The sequence below is a fragment of the Streptomyces sp. AK010 genome, assembly GCF_014207295.1.
GTDB lineage: Bacteria > Actinomycetota > Actinomycetes > Streptomycetales > Streptomycetaceae > Streptomyces > Streptomyces massasporeus.
In genome coordinates this window covers 74,808-89,990 of record NZ_JACHCX010000027.1, presented here as the reverse complement: position 1 = coordinate 89,990, position 15,183 = coordinate 74,808, and the positions used below count along the sequence as shown (strand labels likewise).

The following is a 15,183-nucleotide window of genomic DNA, read 5'->3' as shown; positions in this document are numbered from 1 at the left end:
TCAGGAGTCCACACAACCCCCGATGATCACGCGGTGGCCGTACCCGTTCCCAGCCGGACCCGACTCAAGATCGCGAAGTCAGACTGGAGTACTAACCGGTCTTTTCCCGGGAGTCACAGCTTGCGCAGGCTGAGCCGCTGCACCTTGTGGTCCGGGCCCTTGCGCAGGACGAGCGTGGCGCGACCGCGGGTCGGGGCGATGTTCTCGACCAGGTTCGGCCGGTTGATCGTGCGCCACATCGTCCGGGCGTAGTCGAGGGCCTCCTCCTCCGAGACCTGGGTGTACTTGCGGAAGTACGAGGAGGGGTTCTGGAAGGCGGTCGCGCGCAGTTTGCGGAAGCGGTTGAGGTACCAGGTCTCGACGTCCTCGACGCGGGCGTCGACGTACACGCTGAAGTCGAAGTAGTCGGCGAGACCGACCCGGGTGCGGCCGTCCTTGCCGGGCAGGGCGGGCTGGAGGACGTTCAGGCCCTCGACGATCAGGATGTCCGGGCGGCGGACCGTGAGCCTCTTGTCGGGGACGATGTCGTAGATCAGGTGGGAGTAGACGGGCGCGGTGACCTCGTCCTTGCCGGCCTTGATGTCGGCGACGAAGCGGGTCAGGGCGCGCCGGTCGTAGGACTCCGGGAAACCCTTGCGGGACATCAGGCCGCGGGCCTGGAGCTCCTTGGTGGGGAGCAGGAAGCCGTCGGTGGTGACGAGCTCGACGCGTGGGTGCTCGGGCCAGCGGGAGAGCAGGGCCTGGAGGAGGCGGGCGACCGTCGACTTGCCCACCGCGACCGAGCCGGCCACCCCTATGACGAACGGGGTGCCCGACTGGGAGCCCTTCTCGCCCAGGAACGTGTTCAGCGCGCCTCTGAGGCCGTCGGTGGCGCCGACGTAGAGATTGAGCAGACGGGAGAGCGGGAGGTAGATGTCCCGCACCTCGTCGAGGTCGATCACGTCGCCGAGACCGCGCAGCTTCTCGACCTCCTCGGCCGTGAGCGGCAGCGGCGTCTTGTCACGCAGCGCGCTCCACTCGGCTCGGGTGAGGTCGACGTAGGGAGTCGCCTCCGGGCGGGGCCGGTGGGCGCTCCGGGGCATCGAGGAGACCGGAGAGATCACAGTCCATTGTTACGGGCGTACGAACAGATGGTGAGGTGGGATCCGTCACGCGAGGTGTTCGCCCCGCTTCCTCCTGATGGAAGCCGATGCAGGTGATCGGCCTCGGTCTGGCGCTCGGCTTCCGCATCACCGGCGGGTTCGGCGGCTTCCTGCTCGGCGCCCTGCTCGTGATGGTGTTCGCCGCGGCCGTCTCCTGGCGCGCGGTGCTGATCGGGATGCTGGCCGGCGACGCCGAGAAGGTGCAGGCGTTCGCGTTCACGATCATCTTCCCGATCACCTTCACCAGCAGCGCGTTCGTCGTCGTCGACACGATGCCAGGCTGGCTCCAGGCGCGGAGCGACGTCAATCCGGTGACACATCTGTCGGACGCGCTCCGGGGGCTGCCGCTGGGCGGGGCGGTGGCGGAGCCGGTGTTGTGGTCGTTGGTGTGGGCGGCGGGCGTCGCCCTGGTGTTCTATCCGCTGGCCATGCGGGCTTACCAGGCGAAGGTCTCAGGCGCTGAGGGGTTCGTCGGCAGGTGCAGGCCTCCCCGCCAGGTGACCTTGGTCAGTGGGGCGAGTCCGCCGTTGGCGATGCCCCGGGACGACTGCGAGCGGGTGCGGCGCTCCGCAAGCACGTCAGGCAGGGGTGGGAGATCGCCCGGCTGGGCGAAGCGCCTCGGCCCCGGATGAACGGTGCACTTTCGGGACGAGCGACAGCTCCGCTCAGCCTTGAGCCCGTATTATTTCCGATTTCGGGCACGCTTCGGCCTGTTCGGCGCGGGAATCGACCCTAAGCTGCCGCCCATGTGTGGAATCGTGGGATACGTGGGGCCGCAGTCCGCGCTCGAGGTCGTGATGGCCGGGCTGAAGCGGCTGGAGTACCGGGGGTACGACTCGGCGGGCGTCGCCGTCCTGGCCGACGGCGGGCTGGCGACGGCGAAGAAGGCCGGGAAGCTGCTCAATCTGGAGAAGGAGCTGGACGGCAGGCCGCTGCCGGCCGGCGCGACGGGCATCGGGCACACCCGGTGGGCCACGCACGGCGGGCCGACGGACACCAATGCCCACCCGCACATCGACAACGCGGGCCGGGTCGCGGTGGTGCACAACGGCATCATCGAGAACTTCGCCCTGCTGCGGGCCGAACTCGCGGAGCGCGGCCACGACCTGGCCTCCGAGACGGACACCGAGGTCGTCGCCCATCTGCTCGCCGAGGAGTTCTCCTCCTGCGCGGATCTCGCCGAGGCGATGCGGCTGGTGTGCCGGCGGCTGGAGGGCGCGTTCACGCTGGTCGCGGTGCACGCCGACGAGCCGGACGTGGTGGTGGGCGCGCGGCGGAACTCACCGCTGGTGGTCGGCGTCGGGGAGGGCGAGGCCTTCCTCGCCTCGGACGTCGCCGCGTTCATCGCCCACACGCGCTCGGCGATCGAGCTCGGCCAGGACCAGGTGGTGGAGCTGCGCCGGGACGGCGTGACGGTGACGGGCTTCGACGGCCGCCCGGCCGATGTGCGGTCCTACCACGTCGACTGGGACGCCTCGGCCGCGGAGAAGGGCGGCTACGACTACTTCATGCTCAAGGAGATCGCCGAGCAGCCCAAGGCGGTCGCCGACACGCTCCTGGGCCGGATCGACGGTTCCGGTTCGCTGACGCTGGACGAGGTGCGGATCCCCCCGGGGGTGCTGCGGGAGATCGACAAGGTCGTCATCGTCGCCTGCGGTACGGCCTTCCACGCCGGGATGATCGCCAAGTACGCGATCGAGCACTGGACGCGGCTGCCCTGCGAGGTGGAGCTCGCGAGCGAGTTCCGCTACCGGGACCCGATCCTGGACGCGCAGACGCTGGTCATCGCCATCTCCCAGTCCGGCGAGACCATGGACACGCTGATGGCGCTGCGGCACGCCCGTGAGCAGGGCTCCAAGGTGCTGGCGATCTGCAACACCAACGGTTCGACGATTCCCCGGGCGTCGGACGCGGTGCTGTACACGCACGCCGGACCTGAGGTGGCCGTCGCCTCGACCAAGGCGTTCCTGACGCAGCTCGTGGCGTGTTACCTGGTCGCCCTGTACCTGGGCCAGGTGCGCGGCACGAAGTGGGGTGACGAGATCCGGGCGGTGATCCGCGACCTGTCGTCGATCTCCGGTGCGGTGGATCAGGTGCTGGGCACGATGGAGCCGGTGCGGGAGCTGGCGCGCACGCTGGCCTCGAAGAAGACGGTGCTGTTCCTCGGCCGGCACGTCGGGTATCCGGTGGCGCTCGAAGGCGCGCTGAAGCTCAAGGAACTCGCCTACATGCACGCGGAGGGGTTCGCGGCCGGGGAGTTGAAGCACGGGCCGATCGCCCTGATCGAGGAGGACCTGCCGGTGGTCGTGGTGGTGCCGTCGCCGCGCGGGCGGTCGGTGCTGCACGACAAGATCGTCTCCAACATCCAGGAGATCCGGGCGCGGGGTGCGCGGACGATCGTGATCGCCGAGGAGGGCGACGAGGCGGTCGTGCCGTACGCGGATCACCTGGTCCGGATCCCGGTCACTCCGACGCTGCTTCAGCCGATGGTGGCGACCGTGCCGCTGCAGGTGTTCGCCTGTGAGCTGGCCACGGCCCGGGGCAACGAGGTGGATCAGCCCCGGAACCTGGCCAAGTCGGTGACGGTGGAGTAGTCGCCCTTGAGGGCGTCGACGAAGGCGGCGAAGGCTCCGGTTGGGACGGTGACGGTTGCCCCGGCCGGGGCTTAGGCGTAGACGGCGCGAGCGTAGGCCTCAGTCGCTGGCCGTACTCTCCGCCCTGGCGCCCGCCCGTAGTGCCGATTCCGACGCCATACCGAAGGCGCTGACAACCGCCCTTCATGAGACGCGCACAACGGACCCTGAAACCGCCGACTACTTCTACCCCTCGTGCACGCACGCGCGGCGGGTGAGGCCGAACACCCCGAGCGGTGGGCGGCGGGTTTCACCGCCGGATACCACTCGGCCTGGGCCGCAGCGGTCCTGCGTGTCCTGGAGGCGCGCGGCGTCGGGTTCTCGAAGCACCTCCACCGCGGTCTCCACCTGTGTTCCGACGCGGACAGGCTCACCCGCTTTGTCGACCGTGCCGTCACCGCGACTCACCAAGCCGACGTGGTCGCCGGGGAGCCGAGCCCGCGGGCGCCGGACGGCCCGTAGGGTGCTGCCCATGAGCATCATCGGGGTCGGCGTCGACGTTGCCGAGATCGAGCGGTTCGCGGCTTCACTGGAGCGTACGCCCGCGCTGGCCGCGCGGCTGTTCGTGGAGCGGGAGCTGCTGCTGCCGAGCGGGGAGCGGCGGGGCGTCGCCTCCCTCGCCGCGCGGTTCGCGGCCAAGGAGGCGTTGGCCAAGGCGCTCGGCGCTCCGCCCGGGCTGCTGTGGACGGACGCCGAGGTATGTGTCGAGGACAGTGGGCAGCCCCGGCTGCGGGTGAGCGGGACGGTGGCCGCGCGGGCCGCCGAGCTCGGCGTGCGGAGCTGGCACGTGTCCCTGAGCCATGACGCGGGGGTGGTCTCCGCGGTGGTGATCGCGGAGGGGTGAGGCGTCAGGCCATGGACCAGATCAGCGTGATCGTGCCGATGAGGCCGATCGCGCCCAGGGTCGTACCGGCCGCCGCAGGCCACAGCCGGCCCGTGCCCTTGCGGGCGTAGTGGAGGCCCGTCGTCCCGAACGTCACCGCGAGGGCGCCGGCCAGCACCGTCCACGGGATCAGGAACGCCCCGGTGCCCACCGCCGAGAAGGCGCCGAGGATCAGGGCGGTCGGGCCGAGGGCGGTGGCGGGGCTGTCCGTGTCGCCGGATGCTGTCGAGCTGGTCATGTCTCGTCGATCCCCATTTTTGAACGAGTTCAAAACACGGCTCGATCATACGCCCGGGGCGTCGTCCGTGAGGCGGGGACCCCCGAAACCCCCGCCGGGTGCGGGACACTGTCGGTGAATCCAGGGGGCTGAACGTGACGTCGGCCTTCACGACCCGTTGCGGTCGTGAAGGCCGACGTCACGTTCAGGACCCGGATTCGCCAACAGTGTCGGTGTGGTGGCGGGGGTTTCGGAGCATGGGGGTCCGGGTCAGCAGATCGACTGGCTGCTGTTCACGCGCGTGATGTTGCGGAACGTCGTGTTCTCGCCGCACGGGCTCTCCCTGATGGCCGAGTTGGTGACCGTCAGGTTCTGGATGGTGATGTCCTTGTTGTTGGGGAACTCCGCGCGGGCCGCCAGGCGCAGTTCGCCGCCGCCCGTGATCGTGCCGCTCTGCGCCGCGAGACTGACGTTGTAGCAGTTCTCGATCAGGACCGAGTTGTTGCCGGTGGTGGAGAGCGTCACCTTGTCGATGACGGCCCCGCCGCTCTCCGAGACGCAGAACACGCCGCGTCCGCCGCCGCGCGCGACGACCTCGCCGACCCGGATGTTGGTGGGATAGCCGCTGCCGACCCGGCCGTTGCGGTTGGCCATGCGGAAGGCGGCGTAGCCGGTGCCCGTGCCGGCGTTCTCGGCGTCCACCTTGGTGACCTTGGCGTTGATGGTCCGGTTGAGCAGCAGGCCCGACTCTCCGACGTTGCGGGCCGTCACCGTGCCGATGGTGATGCCGTCGACGCCGTAGGTCTCGACCGCGTGGCTGGACGCGCCGGAGACGTGGACGTCGTCGATGCGGACGTTGCGCGTCCACTGGCTGGTGTCACCGCGGTTGTCGATGCGGACGCCCAGGCCGCGGGTCAGACGCATGTCGATCTGGCCGAGCACCACGTTCTGGACGTTGCGCAGGAAGATGCCGTACAGCGGGGTGCCGGTGAGCTTGAGGTTCTGGACCTCGATGTCACGGGTGCCGCGCGAGTAGACGGGCGCCTGGTCGCCCGAGCCGCTGCCGGTGACGTCGATCGTGCCGCAGACGTCGAGGACGGTGTAGCTCGGCAGCGAGATGCGGGAGCCCGCCGAGACCGAACCCGAGCCGCGGACCACGACCCGTTCCTTCGAAGTACGCCCGGAGGTGAGGCTGTTGACGGCCGCCTGGACGGCCGCGCGCATGTCGGTGCCGGTGTAGACGGTGCTGCCGCCGCGCCGGGCGGTCCAATTGCCACCGCTCTGTACGGCCTCGGCCTGGTAGGAGCCGTCTCCGCAGGCCAGTGCGCGTGTGGGGGCGGCGGCCGTGGCGGGGGCGGTCAGGGTGCCGGCGGCGGTGAGGAGGGCGGTGGCGCCGGCGGCTGCCAGTAATGCGGCTCTGCGTCCCATGGGGGCCTCGGTTTCGTCGAACGAGGGGGGAGTGTGCAAGCGCTTTCTATGCGGGCGGGAGTCTGGCAAAGGGGCGGCAAAGCGTCAATGGGTGCGACAGGGTTCGCCGGTGCGGAGGAGGCGTGTGAGGGGGAGTGGGGCGGCGGTCCTGCGGGAAACTCGACCGCATGCGTACTGCGTACAGCGTGGAGACGGTCCGGACCGCCGAACGGGAGCTGATGGCGCGGCTGCCGGAGGGGGCGCTGATGCAACGCGCCGCCGCCGGGCTCGCCGCGGCCTGCGCCGACCTGCTGGGGCGGGTGTACGGCAGCAGGGTCGTGCTGCTGGTCGGCAGTGGCGACAACGGGGGTGACGCCCTGTACGCCGGAGCCCGGCTGGCCCGTCGGGGGGCCGGGGTCACGGCGGTGCTGCTCGCGCCGGAGCGGGCGCACGCGGCGGGGCTCGCGGCGTTGCGGCGGGCCGGGGGGCGGGTCGCGGGGGCCGGTGGCGGGGAGGCGCTGGTCGAGGGCGCGGACCTCGTCGTCGACGGGATCGTCGGGATCGGCGGGAAGGGCGGGCTGCGGCCGGACGCGGTGCCGTTGGCCTCCGCGGCCGGGCGCTCGTGCGGTGCCGTCGTCGCCGTCGATCTGCCGAGCGGCGTCGACGCCGACACCGGCGAGGTGCACGGGCATGCCGTACGGGCCGATCTGACCGTGACGTTCGGGACGCACAAGCCGGGGCTCCTCATCGATCCCGCACGGGAGTACGCGGGGTCGGTGCGGCTGGTCGCCATCGGGCTGGAGCTGCCGGTCGAGCCGGAGCTGGAGGCGTTGCAGCACGAGGACGTGGCCCGGCTGCTGCCCGTGCCGGGGGCGGAGAGCGACAAGTACCGGCGGGGCGTGGTCGGGATCGCCGCCGGGTCGGCGCGGTACCCGGGGGCCGCGGTGCTCGCCGTCTCGGGCGCGCTGCGGGGCGGGGCCGGGGCCGTACGGTACGTCGGGCCGGCCGGGGACGCCGTCATCGCGCGGTTTCCCGAGACGCTCGTGTCGGATCGGGGGCCGAAGCATGCCGGGCGGGTCCAGGCGTGGGTCGTCGGGCCGGGGGCCGGGGACGACGCGGCGACGGTGGCGGAGGTGCTGGCGGCGGACGTGCCGGTGCTGATCGACGCGGACGGGTTGCGGCTGGCGGACGCGGAGGTCGTGCGGGGGCGGCGGGCGCCGACGCTGATGACGCCGCACGCGGGGGAGGCGGCGGCCCTGCTGGGTGTGGAGCGGGGGGAGGTCGAGGGCGGTCGGCTGGCGGCGGTCCGGGAGCTGGCGCGGCGGTACGGGGCGACGGTGCTGCTGAAGGGGTCCACGACGCTGGTGGCCGACTCGGGGGGTGGGGCGGTGCGGGTGAATCCGACGGGGACGGGGTGGCTGGCGACGGCCGGGAGCGGGGACGTGTTGTCGGGGCTGGGCGGGTCGTTGCTGGCGGCGGGGTTGTCGGCGGTGGATGCGGGGAGTGTGGGGGCGTATCTGCACGGGCTCGCCGGGCGGTTGGCGGCGGATGGGGCGCCGGTGGGGGCGCATGATGTGGCGGATGCGGTTCCGGGGGCTTGGCGGAATGTTCTTGGCTGAGTGATTTCAGGGGGCTGTGGCTGTGGCTGCGGCGGTGGCGGTGGCGGTGGGTGTGGCCGTAGCAGTGGCGGTGGGGGGTCGGCGAGGGTGGGTGGGGGTTGCTGTGGGGTTGGGTCGCCCCCTCCGCCCCTTCCCGTCCCGACACCGGGCGCTGCCGCCCCCGGGCCCCCGCTTCGGCCCGGACGGCCTCGTCCTCAGGCGTCGGACGGGTTGAAAGGCAGGGGCGTTGCCGAGGCGGGGGCGTTGTTGAGTGCGGGGCCTTCGTTTCGGCCTGGACGGCTTCGTCCTCAGGCGTCGGACGGGTTGAAAGGCAGGGGCGTTGCCGAGGCGGGGGCGTTGCTGGGTGCGGGGCCTTCGTTTCGGCCTGGACGGCTTCGTCCTCAGGCGTCGGACGGGTTGAAAGGCAGGGGCGTTGCCGAGGCGGGGGCGTCGTTGAGTGCGGGGCCTTCGTTTCGGCCCGGACGGCTTCGTCCTCAGGCGCTGGGCGGGGTGAAGGGCGGGGGCGTTGCGAGTCCGGGGCCCCCGCTTCGGCCCGGACGGCCTCGTCCTCAGGCGTCGGACGGGTTGAAGGGCGAGGGCGTTGCCGAGTCGCCCGGGGCAGGAGCCGGGGCAACCGTGGGCCTGCCGTCGCAGTGGTGTCCGGGCCCTCTGAGACACTGGGCGCGATGAGCGAGAGAACAGCCCCGGCCGCGCCCCTGCGGGCCCGGGCCGAGATCGATCTGGCCGCCCTGCGGGCCAATGTGCGGGCTCTGCGCGCCCATGCGCCGGGCGCGGCCGTGATGGCCGTGGTGAAGTCCGAGGCGTACGGGCACGGTGCCGTGCCGTGTGCCCGGGCTGCCGTCGCCGCCGGGGCGAGCTGGCTGGGCACGGCCACGCCCGAGGAGGCCCTCGCCCTGCGGGCCGCCGGGTTGCCGGGCCGCATCATGTGCTGGCTGTGGACGCCCGGCGGACCGTGGCGCGAGGCGATCGAGGCCGAGCTGGACGTGTCCGTCAGCGGGATGTGGGCCCTGGAGGAGGTCGTCGAGGCGGCCAGGGGTGCCGACCGGCCCGCCCGCGTGCAGCTCAAGGCGGACACGGGGCTGGGGCGCAACGGGTGCCAGCCCGGGGACGACTGGGCCGCGCTGGTCCGTGCGGCTCTGCGGGCCGAGGCCGAGGGGCTGCTGCGCGTCACGGGGCTGTGGTCGCACTTCGCCTGCGCCGACGAGCCGGGGCACCCATCCATCGCCGCCCAGCTCGGCGTGTTCCGCGACATGGTCGCGTACGCCGAGGGACAGGGCGTACGGCCCGAGGTCCGGCACATCGCCAACTCGCCGGCCACGCTCACGCTCCCCGAGAGCCACTTCGACCTGGTCCGCACCGGCATCGCCACCTACGGCATCTCGCCAAGCCCGGAGCTGGGCACCCCGGCCGACTTCGGGCTGCGCCCGGTGATGACGCTGTCCGCCTCGCTGGCCCTGGTCAAGCACGTACCGGGCGGGCACGGCGTCAGCTACGGCCACCGCTACGTGACACCCGGCGCGACCACCCTCGGCCTGGTGCCGCTGGGCTACGCGGACGGCGTCCCGCGGCACGCCTCCTCGGCCGGGCCGGTCCTGGTCGAGGGCAAGTGGCGCACGATCGCCGGGCGGGTCGCGATGGACCAGTTCGTGGTGGATCTGGGGGGCGACGAGCCCGCGGCGGGGGCCGAGGCGGTCCTCTTCGGGCCCGGGGACCGCGGAGAGCCCACCGCGGAGGACTGGGCCCAGGCGGCCGGAACCATCGCCTACGAGATCGTGACCCGGATCGGAACGCGTGTTCCTCGCGTCTATGTGAATGAGGAACAGGACGGGTAACTCGGACGGGGTCACACGAGGAACACCGGGCACCCTGACAACATCGAGCAACATCAGCTGCACCGGGCCCCACCGACTCGCCGGGCCCGGTGAGGCACCCGACAGCATCCCGGCGAAGAGGAGCGGTACGTGAGCGAGAGCAGTGCGGAGGTCGTCGCGGACGTCGCCTCCGCGGCCGTCGCGGCCTCCGCCGCGGGGGCGGCGGGAGGCTGGCGCCGGGCGACCGGTATCGCCGGCATGGCGATAGGCGTGGTGGCCGCGGGCGCGGCCGCCGGCGTCGCCCTGGAACGGATGACGGTCGGCCGCGGCATGCGCCAGAAGGCCCGGCTCGCCCTGGACTCGGCCGGGCCGTACGGCTCGCTGCGCGGCATGCCGGGCAAGGCGGTCGCCGACGACGGCACCGAGCTGTACTACGAGGTCGACGACCTCGACCCGGAGGCCGCGCCGGCCGCCATCGGCCCGCGCCGCCGACGGCTCTTCGGCCGCAAGTCACCCGCTCCCGTCACCGTGGTCTTCAGCCACGGCTACTGCCTCAGCCAGGACTCCTGGCACTTCCAGCGGGCGGCCCTGCGGGGCGTCGTGCGGACGGTGCACTGGGACCAGCGCAGCCATGGCCGGTCCGGCCGTGGCGTGGCCCAGGGGCGGGACGAGCCGGTCACGATCGAGCAGCTGGGCCGGGACCTGAAGGCCGTCATGGACGCGGCGGCCCCCGAAGGCCCGCTCGTGCTCGTCGGGCACTCCATGGGCGGCATGACGGTCATGGCGCTGGCCGACCAGTACCCCGAGCTGATCCGCGAGCGGGTCGTCGGGGTCGCCTTCGTGGGGACGTCCTCGGGGCGGCTCGGCGAGGTCAACTACGGCCTGCCGGTCGCCGGGGTCAACGCGGTGCGGCGCGTGCTGCCCGGAGTGCTGAAGGTGCTGGGGCAGCGGGCCGAGCTGGTGGAGAAGGGGCGCCGGGCGACCGCGGACCTGTTCGCCGGGATCATCAAGCGGTACTCGTTCGCGTCCCGGGACGTCGACCCGGCCGTCGCCCGGTTCGCCGAGCGGATGATCGAGAGCACGCCGATCGACGTGGTCGCCGAGTACTACCCGGCGTTCAACGACCACGACAAGACCGAGGCGCTCGTCCACTTCGCGGAGCTGCCCGTGCTCGTCCTGGCCGGGGTGCAGGACCTGGTCACGCCGAGTGAGCACAGCGAGGCCATCGCCGATCTGCTGCCGGACGCCGAGCTGGTGCTGGTGCCGGACGCGGGCCACCTGGTGATGCTGGAACACCCGGAAGTGGTCACCGACCGCCTCGCCGACCTCCTCACCCGCACGGGTGCCGTGCCCGCAGGAGCTACCGTGAAGGGCTATGGAAGCACCAGCACCGCACAGCCCGGCTGAGTCCGGTTCCGTCCAGATCGTCGTCACGTCCCCCGAGCAGATGCGGGAGCTGGGCCGCCGGCTCGCGAAACTGCTGCGCGCCGGTGACCTGGTGATGCTCAGCGGGGAGCTCGGCGCGGGCAAGACGACGCTGACCCGTGGGCTGGGCGAGGGGCTCGGCGTGCGCGGGGCCGTCACCTCGCCGACGTTCGTCATCGCCCGGGTGCACCCCTCGCTGAGCGAGGGACCGCCGCTGGTCCACGTCGACGCCTACCGCCTCTCCGGCGGTCTGGACGAGATGGAGGACCTCGACCTCGACGTCTCACTGCCCGACTCCGTGGTGGTCGTGGAGTGGGGCGAGGGCAAGGTCGAGGAGCTGACCGAGGACCGGCTCCAGGTCGTGATCCACCGGGCGGTGGGCGACACCACCGACGAGGTCCGGCAGATGACCGTCACCGGTCTGGGTGAACGCTGGGCCGAGGCGGATCTGAGCGTGCTCGCCGCCTGAATGCGTGGTGCCTGACTGCTCGCCGCCCGGGTTCCCGCCGCCCGGGTCCCCGCTGCGCCTGGTCCCGGTGTGCGGTCATTTGATGAACGTTCCGACAAGACGTCGGCAAGATGTTGCGTCCGGCGTCTTGTGCGTGGTCACATGGTAGCCAGTCCGTAGTTAGGTGTACCTAACTTCGTTTGCCCCGGCCCTTCGGGAGGCGTCGATGTCGGCTACAGAGAGCAAGGGGCAGCCGCAGCGGTTCGCGGTCGCCGGGGTGTCCATGCGCGATCTGCTGGCGGCCGGCGAGGCGGCGGCGCTGGTCTCCACGCCCCCGCGCGCTCCCGACCCGGAGTTCTCCGAGCGGGTCCCCGAGCACCGCGAAGCGGCCTAGGGCAGGCCTAGGACCGACCCGGACGACCCGTCCTAACGGACCACCACCACCGTGCGGCCGATCGTCGCGAACGTCCACATGGCGTCGCCGTCCGCGCGGGACTCGCGGATGCCGCCCGTGCGGGCCTTCGGGTCGGGGGCGGGGGCGGTCGGGCCCCCCACGGCCGAGCTGAAGCCGACCACCACGCCGTCCACGGTCGCGAAGCGCACCACGTGCTCGACCGGGACACCGTCGGACCCGGTGACCGCGCTCGAGCGGGACGTCACCGCGTAGCTGCCCGGCGCCGGGTCCACCGCGCTCGGGTCGACCTCGAACGTGCGGCTGACCGTTTCGTCCCCGGCGACCAGCCACACCCGGTCACCGCGCAGCGAGTACACGACCCGGGCGCCCTTGCCCGAGTCGCCGGGCAGTCCCGTGGGGTCCTTCTTCAGCGGGGGCGCCTTCGATGTGCCGGCCGCCGGTGTGGCGCCCGCGTGCGCCGTTCTGCCCAGGCCGGCGGGGAGGGACTCGGCCGCCTGATGGGCGAGGTAGCCGACCGTCGCGAGGGCCGCGGCGGTGAGCCCGGCCACGATTCCCGAGCTGCTGGCTGACACCGGAGTCCACCTCACGTCGTATCGCTGTCGTGACGGTAGGTGACGGTAGCAGCACGTGACGACCCGACAGGTGCGGCCGTGCCGGGCCCCGGAGAGCCGTAGGCTGTTTGCGTGCTCTTGCTCGCTCTGGATACCGCCACGCCCGCCGTCACCGTCGCGCTGCACGACGGACGCGATGTCATCGCCTCCTCGAGTCAGGTGGACGCGCGGCGGCACGGGGAACTGCTGCTGCCGGCGATCGACCGGATCCTCGCGGAGGCCGGTCTGCGGCTCGACGCCGTCACGGGGGTCGTCGCCGGGATCGGTCCGGGACCGTACACCGGGCTGCGCGTCGGCCTGATGACCGCGGACACCTTCGGGCTCGCGCTCGGTGTCCCCGTGCACGGCGTGTGCACGCTGGACGGCCTCGCCTACGCCGCCGACCTGAAAGGCCCGTTCGTCGTCGCGACCGACGCCCGCCGCAAGGAGGTGTACTGGGCCCGCTACAGCGACTCCCGGACCCGGGTCACCGACCCGGCCGTGGACCGGCCCGCAGACATCGCCGCGCAGGTCGAGGGGCTGCCCGCGGTCGGCGCGGGCGCGCTGCTGTACCCGGACACCTTCCCCAAGGCGCACGAGCCGGAGCACGTCTCCGCCGCCGCCCTCGCCCGGCTGGCCGCCGAGAAGCTGGCGGCCGGCGAGGAACTCCCCGCGCCCCGGCCGCTGTACCTGCGCCGCCCCGACGCCCAGGTCCCCAAGAACTACAAGGTGGTCACCCCCAAGTGACCGAACCCGTGACGTGTGCGCTGCGCGAGATGCGCTGGTGGGACATCGACTCCGTGCTGGAACTGGAGCGGGACCTGTTCCCCGAGGACGCCTGGTCCCGGGGCATGTTCTGGTCCGAGCTGGCCCATGCGCGGGGTCCCGGGGCCAACCGGCGGTACGTGGTCGCCGAGGACGGCTCCCGGATCGTCGGCTACGCCGGTCTGGTCGCCACCGGCGAGCAGGCCGACGTCCAGACCATCGCCGTCTCCCGCGAGCTGTGGGGCACCGGTCTCGGCGGCCGGCTGCTCGCCGAACTGCTGCGGGCGGCCGGCGCCTTCGAGTGCGCCGAGGTGATGCTGGAGTGCCGGGTCGACAACGTCCGCGCACAGAAGCTGTACGAGCGCTTCGGCTTCGAGCCCATCGGTTTCCGGCGCGGCTACTACCAGCCCGGGAACGTGGACGCCCTGGTGATGCGCCTGACCGCCCCCGAGAACTCCGTACAAGGAACCGAGATCAATGGCTGACGAACCCCTCGTACTGGGAATCGAGACCTCCTGCGACGAGACCGGCGTCGGCATCGTCCGGGGCACCACCCTGCTGGCCGACGCCGTCGCCTCCAGCGTCGACGAGCACGCCCGCTTCGGCGGCGTCGTCCCGGAGGTCGCGAGCCGCGCCCACCTGGAGGCGATGGTCCCCACCATCGACCGCGCGCTGAAGGAAGCGGGCGTCACCGCCCGCGACCTCGACGGCATCGCCGTCACCGCCGGTCCCGGCCTCGCCGGTGCCCTGCTGGTCGGCGTCTCCGCGGCGAAGGCCTACGCCTACGCCCTCGGCAAGCCGCTCTACGGCGTCAACCACCTCGCCTCGCACATCTGCGTGGACCAGCTGGAGCACGGCGCGCTGCCCGAGCCGACCATGGCCCTGCTGGTCTCCGGCGGCCACTCCTCGCTGCTGCTGTCCTCGGACATCACCTCCGACGTCCGCCCGATGGGCGCCACCATCGACGACGCGGCCGGCGAGGCCTTCGACAAGATCGCCCGGGTGCTGAACCTGGGCTTCCCCGGCGGCCCGGTCATCGACCGGTACGCGAAGGAGGGCGACCCGAACGCGATCACCTTCCCCCGGGGCCTGACCGGACCGCGCGACCCGGCCTACGACTTCTCCTTCTCGGGGCTGAAGACCGCCGTGGCCCGCTGGATCGAGGCCAAGCGGGCGGCGGGGGAGGAAGTGCCGGTGCGGGACGTGGCGGCGTCCTTCCAGGAGGCGGTCGTCGATGTGCTGACCCGCAAGGCCGTCCGGGCCTGCAAGGACGAGGGCGTCGACCACCTGATGATCGGCGGCGGAGTGGCCGCCAACTCCCGGCTGCGCGTCCTTGCCCAGGAGCGCTGCGAGGCCGCCGGCATCCGGCTGCGCGTGCCGCGGCCCAAGCTGTGCACCGACAACGGCGCGATGGTCGCCGCCCTGGGCGCCGAGATGGTCGCCCGGAACCGGGCGGCGTCGGCCTGGGACCTGTCGGCGGACTCGTCCCTGCCGGTGACCGAGCCGCACGTGCCCGGGCACGACCACGACCATGTGCACGAGGTCAGCAAGGAGAACCTCTACTCGTGACGGTCGCGTTGATGTGGGAGGCCCGGGCGTCCGACGGGCGGGGCGAGGACCTGCTCGCCTGGGCGCGGGCGCAGGAGCTCGCGCGGGAGCCCCTGCGCCGGGAGATCTTCCGGGCACCGCAGGACCGGGTCCTCGTCATCACCTGGTGGGACGCGCCCTACGACGCCGAGCTGCCCGAACTGCCCGAGCCGGACGGGGAACTGGTCACGCGGGCGGTGCACCGGTGGCGGTTCGAGTCGGTCACCGAAGGCTGACCGGG

Annotated in this window: 17 protein-coding genes; 13 read left to right on the top strand and 4 right to left on the bottom strand. The window is 72.3% G+C overall.

The window, feature by feature from the left end:
* Nucleotides 1-113: 113 nt before the first annotated feature.
* The gene (coaA, locus tag HDC93_RS34330) at nucleotides 114-1,082 is read right to left on the bottom strand and encodes a type I pantothenate kinase (RefSeq protein WP_185014726.1); all 969 of its coding nucleotides are present in this window, start codon (nucleotides 1,080-1,082) and stop codon (nucleotides 114-116) included.
* 107 nt (nucleotides 1,083-1,189) lie between these two features.
* On the opposite strand from coaA, the gene HDC93_RS34325 reads away from it, so the two are divergent.
* The 4 genes from HDC93_RS34325 to HDC93_RS34310 all read left to right on the top strand — a co-directional run bounded on the left by HDC93_RS34325 (nucleotide 1,190) and on the right by HDC93_RS34310 (nucleotide 4,619).
* Entirely contained in the window at nucleotides 1,190-1,774 is a 585-nt protein-coding gene (locus tag HDC93_RS34325; protein ID WP_260419923.1) for an ABC transporter permease, read from the top strand.
* A gap of 114 nt (nucleotides 1,775-1,888) precedes the next feature.
* Nucleotides 1,889-3,736, top strand: a complete 1,848-nt coding sequence (gene glmS / locus HDC93_RS34320) for a glutamine--fructose-6-phosphate transaminase (isomerizing) (RefSeq protein ID WP_185014725.1) — start codon at nucleotides 1,889-1,891, stop codon at nucleotides 3,734-3,736.
* Nucleotides 3,737-3,970: 234 nt separating this feature from the next.
* The gene (locus tag HDC93_RS34315) at nucleotides 3,971-4,237 is read left to right on the top strand and encodes a hypothetical protein (RefSeq protein WP_185014724.1); all 267 of its coding nucleotides are present in this window, start codon (nucleotides 3,971-3,973) and stop codon (nucleotides 4,235-4,237) included.
* Nucleotides 4,238-4,247: 10 nt separating this feature from the next.
* Nucleotides 4,248-4,619, top strand: a complete 372-nt coding sequence (locus HDC93_RS34310; RefSeq protein WP_185014723.1) for a holo-ACP synthase — start codon at nucleotides 4,248-4,250, stop codon at nucleotides 4,617-4,619.
* A 4-nt stretch (nucleotides 4,620-4,623) separates the two neighbouring features.
* Here the strand turns inward: HDC93_RS34310 and HDC93_RS34305 are convergent, their stop codons facing one another.
* Both HDC93_RS34305 and HDC93_RS34300 read right to left on the bottom strand, forming a co-directional pair.
* Complete coding sequence (locus HDC93_RS34305) at nucleotides 4,624-4,896, bottom strand: hypothetical protein (RefSeq protein ID WP_185014722.1); 273 nt, start codon at nucleotides 4,894-4,896, stop codon at nucleotides 4,624-4,626.
* Between the two features lie 249 nt (nucleotides 4,897-5,145).
* Nucleotides 5,146-6,303: a hypothetical protein gene (locus HDC93_RS34300; protein ID WP_185014721.1), complete on the bottom strand. Its 1,158-nt coding sequence runs from the start codon at nucleotides 6,301-6,303 to the stop codon at nucleotides 5,146-5,148.
* 167 nt (nucleotides 6,304-6,470) lie between these two features.
* Here HDC93_RS34300 and HDC93_RS34295 point away from each other — a divergent pair, with 167 nt between their 5' ends.
* The 5 genes from HDC93_RS34295 to HDC93_RS34275 all read left to right on the top strand — a co-directional run bounded on the left by HDC93_RS34295 (nucleotide 6,471) and on the right by HDC93_RS34275 (nucleotide 11,979).
* Complete coding sequence (locus tag HDC93_RS34295) at nucleotides 6,471-7,901, top strand: NAD(P)H-hydrate dehydratase (RefSeq protein WP_185014720.1); 1,431 nt, start codon at nucleotides 6,471-6,473, stop codon at nucleotides 7,899-7,901.
* 665 nt (nucleotides 7,902-8,566) lie between these two features.
* Nucleotides 8,567-9,733 carry an alanine racemase gene (alr, locus tag HDC93_RS34290; RefSeq protein ID WP_185014719.1) on the top strand — a complete coding sequence of 389 codons (1,167 nt, stop codon included), beginning with the start codon at nucleotides 8,567-8,569 and terminating at the stop codon, nucleotides 9,731-9,733.
* Between the two features lie 129 nt (nucleotides 9,734-9,862).
* Nucleotides 9,863-11,119 carry an alpha/beta fold hydrolase gene (locus tag HDC93_RS34285; protein WP_185014718.1) on the top strand — a complete coding sequence of 419 codons (1,257 nt, stop codon included), beginning with the start codon at nucleotides 9,863-9,865 and terminating at the stop codon, nucleotides 11,117-11,119.
* Nucleotides 11,088-11,606, top strand: coding sequence for a tRNA (adenosine(37)-N6)-threonylcarbamoyltransferase complex ATPase subunit type 1 TsaE (gene tsaE / locus HDC93_RS34280; RefSeq protein WP_185014717.1), 519 nt, complete (start codon nucleotides 11,088-11,090; stop codon nucleotides 11,604-11,606). Before HDC93_RS34285 ends, tsaE begins: the two co-directional genes overlap by 32 nt.
* A 205-nt stretch (nucleotides 11,607-11,811) precedes the next feature.
* The gene (locus tag HDC93_RS34275) at nucleotides 11,812-11,979 is read left to right on the top strand and encodes a hypothetical protein (protein ID WP_185014716.1); all 168 of its coding nucleotides are present in this window, start codon (nucleotides 11,812-11,814) and stop codon (nucleotides 11,977-11,979) included.
* Between the two features lie 32 nt (nucleotides 11,980-12,011).
* On the opposite strand, the gene HDC93_RS34270 is transcribed toward HDC93_RS34275, so the two are convergent.
* Entirely contained in the window at nucleotides 12,012-12,572 is a 561-nt protein-coding gene (locus HDC93_RS34270; protein ID WP_185014715.1) for a hypothetical protein, read from the bottom strand.
* A gap of 111 nt (nucleotides 12,573-12,683) precedes the next feature.
* Between HDC93_RS34270 and tsaB the strand changes: the two genes are divergently transcribed.
* The 4 genes from tsaB to HDC93_RS34250 are packed head-to-tail and all read left to right on the top strand — an operon-like array spanning nucleotide 12,684 to nucleotide 15,178.
* Nucleotides 12,684-13,337, top strand: coding sequence for a tRNA (adenosine(37)-N6)-threonylcarbamoyltransferase complex dimerization subunit type 1 TsaB (tsaB, locus tag HDC93_RS34265; RefSeq protein ID WP_185014714.1), 654 nt, complete (start codon nucleotides 12,684-12,686; stop codon nucleotides 13,335-13,337).
* Nucleotides 13,334-13,840, top strand: coding sequence for a ribosomal protein S18-alanine N-acetyltransferase (rimI, locus tag HDC93_RS34260; protein ID WP_311774705.1), 507 nt, complete (start codon nucleotides 13,334-13,336; stop codon nucleotides 13,838-13,840). The genes tsaB and rimI overlap by 4 nt, the downstream gene beginning before the upstream one ends.
* Nucleotides 13,833-14,924, top strand: coding sequence for a tRNA (adenosine(37)-N6)-threonylcarbamoyltransferase complex transferase subunit TsaD (gene tsaD, locus HDC93_RS34255; protein ID WP_185014713.1), 1,092 nt, complete (start codon nucleotides 13,833-13,835; stop codon nucleotides 14,922-14,924). Before rimI ends, tsaD begins: the two co-directional genes overlap by 8 nt.
* Nucleotides 14,921-15,178, top strand: a complete 258-nt coding sequence (locus HDC93_RS34250) for a hypothetical protein (protein WP_185014712.1) — start codon at nucleotides 14,921-14,923, stop codon at nucleotides 15,176-15,178. The genes tsaD and HDC93_RS34250 overlap by 4 nt, the downstream gene beginning before the upstream one ends.
* The last annotated feature ends 5 nt before the right edge of the window (nucleotides 15,179-15,183 follow it).

What these genes read in the sequence shown, in the direction of transcription:
- alr (WP_185014719.1), top strand. Translation starts at nt 8,567, where the DNA reads ATGAGCGAGAGAACAGCCCCGGCCGCGCCCCTGCGGGCCCGGGCCGAG.
- glmS (WP_185014725.1), top strand. Translation starts at nt 1,889, where the DNA reads ATGTGTGGAATCGTGGGATACGTGGGGCCGCAGTCCGCGCTCGAGGTC.
- HDC93_RS34295 (WP_185014720.1), top strand. Translation starts at nt 6,471, where the DNA reads ATGCGTACTGCGTACAGCGTGGAGACGGTCCGGACCGCCGAACGGGAG.
- HDC93_RS34305 (WP_185014722.1), bottom strand. Translation starts at nt 4,896, where the DNA reads ATGACCAGCTCGACAGCATCCGGCGACACGGACAGCCCCGCCACCGCC.
- tsaE (WP_185014717.1), top strand. Translation starts at nt 11,088, where the DNA reads ATGGAAGCACCAGCACCGCACAGCCCGGCTGAGTCCGGTTCCGTCCAG.
- tsaD (WP_185014713.1), top strand. Translation starts at nt 13,833, where the DNA reads ATGGCTGACGAACCCCTCGTACTGGGAATCGAGACCTCCTGCGACGAG.
- HDC93_RS34300 (WP_185014721.1), bottom strand. Translation starts at nt 6,303, where the DNA reads ATGGGACGCAGAGCCGCATTACTGGCAGCCGCCGGCGCCACCGCCCTC.
- HDC93_RS34275 (WP_185014716.1), top strand. Translation starts at nt 11,812, where the DNA reads ATGTCGGCTACAGAGAGCAAGGGGCAGCCGCAGCGGTTCGCGGTCGCC.
- HDC93_RS34325 (WP_260419923.1), top strand. Translation starts at nt 1,190, where the DNA reads ATGCAGGTGATCGGCCTCGGTCTGGCGCTCGGCTTCCGCATCACCGGC.
- HDC93_RS34310 (WP_185014723.1), top strand. Translation starts at nt 4,248, where the DNA reads ATGAGCATCATCGGGGTCGGCGTCGACGTTGCCGAGATCGAGCGGTTC.
- coaA (WP_185014726.1), bottom strand. Translation starts at nt 1,082, where the DNA reads ATGCCCCGGAGCGCCCACCGGCCCCGCCCGGAGGCGACTCCCTACGTC.